Raw genomic sequence first — 8,624 nt, forward strand, 5'->3', positions numbered from 1 at the left:
CCGGTCGGCACCGGCCCCTTCATCCTGTCGGACTGGCGCCCGGGCCAGTATGTCGAGCTGACCCGGTTCGACGGCTACACCCCGCGCGACGATGCCATGAGCGGCTATGTCGGCCGCAAAGAGGTGTATGTCGACAAGGTCCGCTTCACCATCATGCCGGACGCAGCGGCCAAGCTGACCGCGCTGCAGGCCGGGGCGCTGGACACGGCGCCGCTGGAATCGCAGGACCGGATCCAGCTGCAGGGCAACCCGGACCTGACGGTCGAGTCCAGCATCACCCCGGGCTGGGAGGCGCTGATCCTGCAGTCCGAGGACCCGGTGCTGCAGGACAGGCGGGTGCGGCAGGCGATCGTGATGGCGCTGGACCGTGCCGCCATCGCCGAGGCCGTCACCTTCGGCGGCTCGAAATTCTCGGCCACGCCGGTGCCGGCCTTCAGCCCCTACCACTCCCAGGCCCAGACCGACGCCCTGCCCTATGATCCGGAGAGGGCCAAGGCCCTGCTGGCCGAGGCCGGCTACAAGGGCCAGCGCATCGTCATGACCGCGAACAAGCGCTATGCCGAGATGTATGACTGCGCCGTGTTGATGCAGGACATGCTGCGCAGCGTCGGGCTGAATGTCGACCTGGAGGTGCTGGAGTGGACGGCGCAGCTGGACGCCTACACGACCGGCAAGTTCCAGACCCAGTCCTTCTCCTACTCGCCGCGGCTGGACCCGCTGGGCCAGTGGGAGCGGATCATCGGCCCGCAGCCGCGCAAGATCTGGAAGGACCCGCGCGCCATCGACCTGCTGGCGCAGGCCAACGCCACCACCGACCGGGCGCAGATGCAGGCGGTGCTGGACCAGATCGGCCGGCTGTTCACCGAGGAGGCGCCGGCCGCCAGCCTGTACCTGCATGCCTCGGACTATGCCGTAGCCAAGCGGGTGCAGGGCTTCAAGGTCTGGCCGGCCGACGCGCCGCGCTACTGGAACGTCTGGGTGGCGAAGGGATCGTGATGCCCCATCCTCTTTGCCGTCATTCCCGCGCAAGCGGGAATCTCTTTCCGGTCATAGCGTGACGAGATCCCCGCTTTCGCGGGGATGACGGATTGGGGAACGTGGAGAACGTCTCGCAACCAAGGGGGGCAACGCCCGGTGGGGTGTCCTGGCCCCTACCCCGCCGCGCGCCTTGATTCCTCGACCACCACCCGGCCGGGCTTGCCGAGCGCCTTGGCGACGGCGTCGAGGCGACGGTCGACGGCGAGGCCGGTCAGCGCCTCCTCGTCGGCCGGCAGGCTCAGCACCACCGCCTCGCCCGAGACCGTGAGGCTGGTGCGCTCCAGCAGCGAGGTGGCGCCGCCGGTCAGGGTGTGGGCCAGCCGCAGCGCCTGGCCGAGCAGCAGCACGCGGCTGCGCATCTCCTCGGTCAGCAGCTCCAGCAGCGGGCCGGTCAGCGGGTCGCCCAGCGTGCCGCCGTAGCGGACATAGACGGCGGCGGCCAGGAACACCCGCTCGGCATGGTCCAGCCCGGCGACCGGCATGCGCAGCACGCGGAGCCAGGCATGCTCGGCCCGGTAGTCGGGATGCTCGAACCAGCCGATATCCGAGAGCAGGCTGGCCGCCTGGCGCAGCCGGGCATGGTCCGCCGTCTCGTCCGGGAACACCGACCGGGTCCATTCCGCCACCACCTCGGCATGGCCGAAGCGGTCGAGCCGGTGCGCCAGTTCGGCCGCGGCATAGATCAGCGGGTCGCACGCCTGGTCCTCCGGCGCCAGCAGGTCGTAGAGGTGGCCTTCGCGCAGGCCGAGAGCCGAGAACACCACGCGCGCCGGCTTCAGCGTCTTCAGCACGCCTTCCAGCACCAGCGCCGCCATCGGCAGCATCTCGACCCGGCGGCGCGAGATCGCGGCGCCGGACAGCGCCCCCTTGCTCTGCTTCGCCACCAGCCCGACGAATTCGGCCAGCGCCCCGGTCGGCACCGTGTACTGGTGGATGATGTGCAGCGGGTGGTTCTCGCGCTCCATGAACAGCTTGGCGATGGCGCGCCAGGCGCCGCCGACCGGGTAGAAGCTGCGCCCGGCATAGAGCTGCAGCCAGTCCTGCTGCGCCAGCGTGTCGAGCACGACACTGCGCGCCTCCTTGCGCGCACCGGTCTCGTCCATCAGCCGGAAGGGCCCGAGCGGCAGGGTCACCTGCTCGCGGATCTCGCCGCGGTCGAGCCCGACCAGCTCGAGCGAGCCGCCGCCGAGATCGCCCATCACGCCGTCGACATCGCGGATACCGGAGAGGACACCGAGGGCGGACAGCCGCGCCTCCTCCACCCCGCTGATCACGGTGATCGGCAGGCCGCAGCGGCGCTCGACCTCGGCGACGAAATCGGCGCCGTCCTCGGCCTCGCGCACCGCCGCCGTGGCCAGAACGTCGACCCGGTCGACGCCCATGCCCTCCAGGAGGCGGGTGAAGCGGGCGAGGTTGTCCAGCGCCTGGACCACGCCCTCGGGCGACAGGCGGCCGGCTTGGCCGAGCCCGCGGCCCAGGCCGCACATCACCTTCTCGTTGAACACCGGCACGGGCGACCGGGTCACCCGGTCATAGACGACCAGCCGGATCGAGTTCGAGCCGATATCGATGACACCCACCCGCCCCGGCCGGGACGGCACGATCGGTCCGATACGGAACACCGGGCCTCGATCCTTATTCTGCGGGCTTGACCAGGCGGCGCGGCGCCCGCTTGGCATCCTTCAGCGCACTGCCCCGGCCGGACAGGCTGGGGTTGGTCATGAAGTACATGTGTGCGCTGAAGGCGTCCTCCGGCGCGTCGATCCGATGATAGCGGCCATCGGGGGCCAGCATCCAGGTGTTCGACTCGTCCTTCAGGTTGGCGAGCATGATCTGCTCCATCACCTGCTGGCGGACGGTGGCGTTCTCCAGCGGCACCAGGCTCTCGATCCGGCCGTCGAGGTTGCGCGGCATCCAGTCGGCCGAGGACAGGAAGACCTTGGACTGGCGCGACGGCAGCCTCTGGCCGTTGGCGAAGCACAGGATGCGGGCGTGCTCCAGGAACCGGCCGACGATCGAATGCACCCGGATGTTCTCGGACAGTCCGGGCACGCCGGGCCGCAGGCAGCAAATGCCGCGGATCACCAGGTCGATCTCCACCCCGGCCTGGGAGGCCTGGTACAGCTTGTCGATGATGCTGGCGTCGACCAGCGCGTTCAGCTTGACCCAGATCTGGGCGGGCTTACCCGCCTTGGCATTCTCGATCTCGGCGTCGATCAGCTCCATGATCCGGTCGCGCAGGAACAGCGGCGCGATCGACAGCTTCTCCAGCTTCGCCGGCTTGGCGTAGCCGGTCATGTAGTTGAACATCGCCGCGGCGTCGCGGCCGAGGGCCGGGTCGCAGGTGAAGAAGCTGAGGTCGGTGTAAACCTTGGCGGTGATCGGGTGGTAGTTGCCGGTCCCGAAATGGGTGTAGGTGCGCAGGCCGCCCTGCTCGCGCCGCACCACCATCGAGACCTTGGCATGGGTCTTCAGATGGATGATGCCGTACACCACCTGCGCGCCCGCCCGCTCCAGGTCGCGGGCCCAGCGGATGTTGGCCTCCTCGTCGAAGCGGGCCTTCAGCTCGACCATTGCGGTGACTGACTTGCCGGCCTCCGCCGCCTCGACCAGGGCCTGGACGATCGGCGAATCCTTCGAGGTGCGGTACAGGGTCTGCTTGATCGCCACCACGTCGGGGTCGCGCGCCGCCTGGCGCAGGAACTGGACGACGATGTCGAAGCTCTCATACGGGTGGTGGACGATGATGTCCTTGGCCCGGATCGCGGCGAAGCTGTCGCCGCCGAAATCGCGCACCCGCTCCGGGAAGCGGGCATTGTAGGGCGGGAACAGCAGCTCCGGCCGCTCGTCGACGATCAGCTTCTTGGTGTCGACCAGGCCCAGCAGCCGGTCCTGGGAATAGACGTCGTCGTCCTTGACCTTCAGCTTCTCGCAGACGAAGTGGCGCAGCGTGTCCGGCACGTCGGCGGAGACGGAGAGGCGGATGACGATGCCCTTGCGGCGCCGCTTCAGCGCGCTCTCGAAGGTCTTGACCAGATCCTCCGCCTCCTCGTCGATCTCCATCTCGCTGTCGCGGATCACCCGGAAGGTGCCGCTGGCGCGCGGGGTGAAGCCGGGGAACAGCCGGTCGAGGAACAGCATCACCACGTCTTCGAGCAGGGCAAAGCGGATCGGCGCCCCGGGCAGGCGGATGAAGCGGTCCAGCTGCGGCGGCAGCGGCACGATCGCCTCCATCTCGTCCTGCGCCTCCTCCCCGGTGGCGACCAGGGCCAGGGCCAGGCACAGGCCGAGATTGGGGATGAAGGGGAAGGGATGGGCCGGGTCGATCGCCAGCGGCGTCAGCACCGGGAACATCTCGCTGAGGAACCGCTCCTCCAGCCAGGTCTTCTCGGACTTGGTCAGCTCATCCGGCCGGGCCACGACGATGCCGGCGGCGCGCAGCTCCTCGCTCAGGGCCCGCCAGCAATGCTGCTGGTCGCGCATCAGCTCCTGCACCCGGGCGGTGATCTCGCCCAGCTGCTGCGCCGGGCTGCGCCCGTCCTGGCTGGGCGAGGCGACGCCGAGCGCCACCTGCGCCTTCAGCCCGGCGACGCGGACCATGTAGAACTCGTCCAGGTTTGAGGCCGAGATCGACAGGAAGCGCAGCCGCTCCAGCAGCGGGTAGCGGGTGTTGTAGGCCTCCTCCAGCACACGCTGGTTGAAGGCCAGCCAGGACAGCTCGCGGTTGATGAACCGGTCGGGCGAATCCGCGGCGATCGCAGGCTTGGCGGGGCCGCGGGCGGCCTCCGGCGCCTCGGCGGACACAGCCTCGGCGGTGCTCTGCAACATGCTCACGGATGGCCTCCGAACCGTCATCGATCGTAACAAAACTGTAATATCAAGCCCTTGCGGATGCTCGACGTCACCGCACTATACACAAGCCCGAACGGGGAATGCCACGATGAGGCGATGACATCGCCGCGCCGGGCGCGGGGAGGAACGCGCAAGCAGACGGATCCTGGCCGTCGGCAAGAGGTCGCGGGCGGGCCTGCGGCAACGAAGGCGAGCCAACAGAGCCCGATAGACGGGAGGCAGGCGACCGTTATGTCCCGCCGCAGCCCCGCAGAATGGCTCCGCGGCCGCAGTGGAATCGATCGTCGTCGGAGTCAGAACCCGGCAGCGGCATGCGCCAACTGTGCCTGACCGCCGGCTCGCTTCCGGGCCGACCTGCCCTGCCGCTCCACCGGAGCGACCATGCGATACAGGTTTTGCGCGAAATCGAGATAGGTCTGGTCGGATTTTGGCGCCGTTCCGATGGTTGCCGGAGGCGTTTGGTTGATCGAGATCGGCGCATCCGCCGGCGCGGGCAGGCCGTGATAAACCTCCGGGGAGATGGACTCCGCACCGGAATCGATGGCTTTCTCGATTTTCTGCAGGATCGCGTCCAGCCACTGCAGGCTGTCGGCGCCGATGGCATCAGGATCACCGCTGACGGCCGCGGAGCACAGATCATTCAGCCAGTTCGCAAAGGCATCGGCATCGGTGAAGCGGATCGTGCCTCCGCCCTTCAGGTGCACATGGACTGGCGGGCACAGACTGATCGCATCGGCCATGGGCAAACCTCACCATTTCGAATTCGAATAAAATTATATTCACCACTATCGGGGGATGCGACCACTGCATGCAAGCAGTTGTCCCTGCAGCAACGGTCACAGACCCGCGCTCCAGGGTGCCCCCGGGGCCAGCTGCTTTCAGCAATTTCTGTATGATTATCGAAGGTTAGCCGGTAGCGCGCCCTTACCCAGGGCGGTTTACCTCTTTAGTGGTAGGCGCCGTCAGCTCATGGCGAAGACGGGCATGCGGTCGCCGACGCCGCGCAGCGCCAGCGCCTGGGGCCTCGCCGCGACTCCGTGCGACGACAGCAGCCGCGCCGCCTCCGCGTCCTGCACCACCGGCTGGGTGGCGTAGATGCTGTCGCCGGTGGCCAGCGCCTGCACCCGCGAGGCGATGTTGACGGTCTGGCCGAAATAGTCCTGGCGGTCGTTGAGGTTCACCGCCAGGCACGGCCCCTCATGGATGCCGATCTTCAGGATCAGCTCCTCCGCCCCCCGCCGCGCATTCAGCTGCCGCATCGACTCCCGCATCCGCAGGGCGGCGGAGACGGCGCGGCGCGGCACCGGGAAGGTCGCCATCACCGCGTCGCCGATGGTCTTGACCACGGCCCCGGATTCGGAGGCGACGATCTCGTTCAGGATTTGGAAGTGGGAGCGCACTAGGTCATAGGCGACCAGGTCGCCGACCCGCTCATACAGGTCGGTCGATCCCTTCAGGTCGGTGAACAGGAAGGTCAGGCTCATGATCTTGAGCCGCTGCTCGACGTCCAGCGTCTCGGTCCGGTACAGGTCGCGGAAGGTCTGGTTGGTCAGCAGGCGCTTGGCGGTCAGGTACGGGCGCCGGCCCCCGATCAGGCTGCACAGCTCCGGCCCCGCCGCGTAGACGCCGACCAGGACCCGCCGCTCCGTCCGGTTGTCCAGCAGGAGGCGGAGCGGGCCGGGGGCCAGGGTCGACCGGGCGACGCCGGAATGGCCGGTGGTGAAGATCATGGACAGGTCGCGGCGTTCCGCCGTCGGCTCGCCCTCGGTCTCGACCCAATGGGCCGCGTGGGTCACCGGGTCGAAGACGACCACCGGCTCGGCCGGCAGCTGCAGGGCCAGGATCATCCGTTCGCCGGCCCGCAGATCGACCGTCTCCAGCATCGCTTGGCGGCTCAGCTCCTCGAACGCGCCGCGTTCGGGGAACGCCAGGCCGGAGCCGAAGAACACCTGCCGGTGATAGTCCCAGAAGCCAAGGCTGTCGGGATCATGGGCGCCGATGCGGCGGATCCGGGGGCTGACCGTGAAGCTGACCTCGACCGTGTCGTCGAGCACCGGCTCGCTGCTCACCGCGCAGAAGGCGCAGTGGTAGTCCTGCTGCTGCACGGTGCGCAGCGTGGCGTTGGCGCCGAGAACGCCGCCGCAGCTCGGGCATAGGATGTTCCACGACATCTCGAACAGGCCCAGCCGCGACGCCTGCAGCAGGGCCGCGATCACCCCCTCCTCGTCCAGGCCGCGTGCCGCCGCGAAGCCCAGGGCGTTGACCCGGGCGAGGTCCTCGTCGCGGCCGTTGCGGACGAGATCCTCCAGCGCGTCGACCACGGCGGGATCGGCCGAGCGGCGCAAGGCATCGAAGAGGGCGTCGTTCTCCTGCATGGGCTTGAGCATACCCCAGCCGCCCCGGCAGCGGACAGGGGCGGCGCGCTTGCGACAGGGCGCACCTGGGGTCGGGCCATCGCCCATCCCGGAAAGATCCGCTCCGGGATGGGCGGCCTCGCCTCAGCGCCGGCCGCCGAACAGCGAGCCGAGGATGCCGCGGACCACGGCGCGGCCGATCGAGCTGCCCAGCGTGCCTGCCGCGGTGCCCCCGACGCTGCGGCCCAGGCTGCGGCCGAGCTGGGTGCCGACCGAGCTGCCGGCGCTGCGGATCACGTCCCTGAAGATCGATTCCGCCATGCTGGGCCCCTGCTTCGCCTGGGCCTTCTCCTCGGCGGCGGCCGCCGCCTCCTGCTGCGCCTCGGCCGCCTTGGCGGTCAGCTTCTCATAGGCGGATTCGCGGTCGATCGCGGTGCTGTACTTGGCATTCATGCCGCCGGCCGCGATCGCCGCTTGGCGCTCGGCATCGCTGATCGGGCCCAGGCGCGAGACCGGCGGGCAGACCAGCGCCCGCTCCACCACCTCGGGGATGCCCTTGGGGTCGAGAAAGGAGACCAGCGCCTCGCCCACCGCCAGCTCCTGCAGCGCCCGGGCGACGTCCAGCTTGCCCTCGGTGCGGAAGGTGTCGGCGCTGGCCTTCAGCGCCTTCTGGTCGCGCGGGGTGAAGGCGCGCAGCGCGTGCTGGGCGCGGTTGCCGAGCTGGGCCAGCACCTTGTCCGGCACGTCGATCGGGTTCTGGGTGACGAAATAGACGCCGACGCCCTTGGAGCGGATCAGCCGCACCACCTGCTCGACCTTCTCGACCAGCGCCTTGGGCGCGTCGTCGAACAGCAGGTGGGCCTCGTCGAAGAAGAACACCAGCTTCGGCTTGTCCGGGTCGCCGACCTCAGGCAACCGCTCGAACAGCTCGGACAGCAGCCACAGCAGGAAGGTGGCGTAGAGCCGCGGCGCCTGGATCAGCGTCTCCGCCGCCAGCACGTTGATGATGCCGCGCCCGTCCGGCGCGGTGCGGGCCAGGTCCATCAGGTCCAGCGCCGGCTCGCCGAAGAAGGCCTCGGCGCCCTGCTGCTCCAGCACCAGCAACTGGCGCTGGATGCTGCCGACCGAGGCCTTGGAGACGTTGCCGTAGACGCCGGTGAACTTCGACGCGTTCTCGGCCATGAAGGCCAGCAGAGCCTGCAGGTCCTTGAGGTCGAGCAGCAGCAGCCCTTCCTGGTCCGCCGCCTTGAAGGCGATGTTGAGCACACCCTCCTGCGTGCACCGGTGCTGTCTTTGGCGCCTGCCAGGTAAATGGTATAAGCATATCCGGGCTGGAACTGTACCTGTGTGGAACCGGCAGTTACGCGGGAAGTGCCTTTC

At 68.8% G+C, this 8,624-nt stretch carries 6 protein-coding genes; 1 reads left to right on the forward strand and 5 read right to left on the reverse strand.

Features of this window, described 5'->3' with window-relative positions:
• On the forward strand, nucleotides 1-996 hold a 996-nt coding region (locus ABDW35_RS25945), incomplete at its 5' end, for an ABC transporter substrate-binding protein (RefSeq protein WP_343716754.1).
• Nucleotides 997-1,151: 155 nt separating this feature from the next.
• On the opposite strand, the gene ABDW35_RS25950 is transcribed toward ABDW35_RS25945, so the two are convergent.
• The 5 genes from ABDW35_RS25950 to ABDW35_RS25970 form a co-directional block, all read right to left on the reverse strand.
• Nucleotides 1,152-2,660 carry a Ppx/GppA family phosphatase gene (locus ABDW35_RS25950; RefSeq protein WP_343716755.1) on the reverse strand — a complete coding sequence of 503 codons (1,509 nt, stop codon included), beginning with the start codon at nucleotides 2,658-2,660 and terminating at the stop codon, nucleotides 1,152-1,154.
• A gap of 13 nt (nucleotides 2,661-2,673) precedes the next feature.
• Complete coding sequence (locus ABDW35_RS25955; protein WP_343716759.1) at nucleotides 2,674-4,866, reverse strand: RNA degradosome polyphosphate kinase; 2,193 nt, start codon at nucleotides 4,864-4,866, stop codon at nucleotides 2,674-2,676.
• A gap of 317 nt (nucleotides 4,867-5,183) precedes the next feature.
• The gene (locus ABDW35_RS25960) at nucleotides 5,184-5,630 is read right to left on the reverse strand and encodes a hypothetical protein (protein WP_343716756.1); all 447 of its coding nucleotides are present in this window, start codon (nucleotides 5,628-5,630) and stop codon (nucleotides 5,184-5,186) included.
• A gap of 222 nt (nucleotides 5,631-5,852) precedes the next feature.
• Nucleotides 5,853-7,277 (reverse strand): adenylate/guanylate cyclase domain-containing protein, encoded by a 1,425-nt coding sequence (locus ABDW35_RS25965; RefSeq protein ID WP_343716757.1) that lies wholly within the window; start codon nucleotides 7,275-7,277, stop codon nucleotides 5,853-5,855.
• Nucleotides 7,278-7,388: 111 nt separating this feature from the next.
• Complete coding sequence (locus ABDW35_RS25970) at nucleotides 7,389-8,510, reverse strand: helicase HerA-like domain-containing protein (protein WP_343716758.1); 1,122 nt, start codon at nucleotides 8,508-8,510, stop codon at nucleotides 7,389-7,391.
• Between the last annotated feature and the right edge of the window lie 114 nt (nucleotides 8,511-8,624).

The organism is Inquilinus sp. (assembly GCF_039594555.1).
In the GTDB taxonomy this organism is placed as follows: domain Bacteria; phylum Pseudomonadota; class Alphaproteobacteria; order DSM-16000; family Inquilinaceae; genus Inquilinus.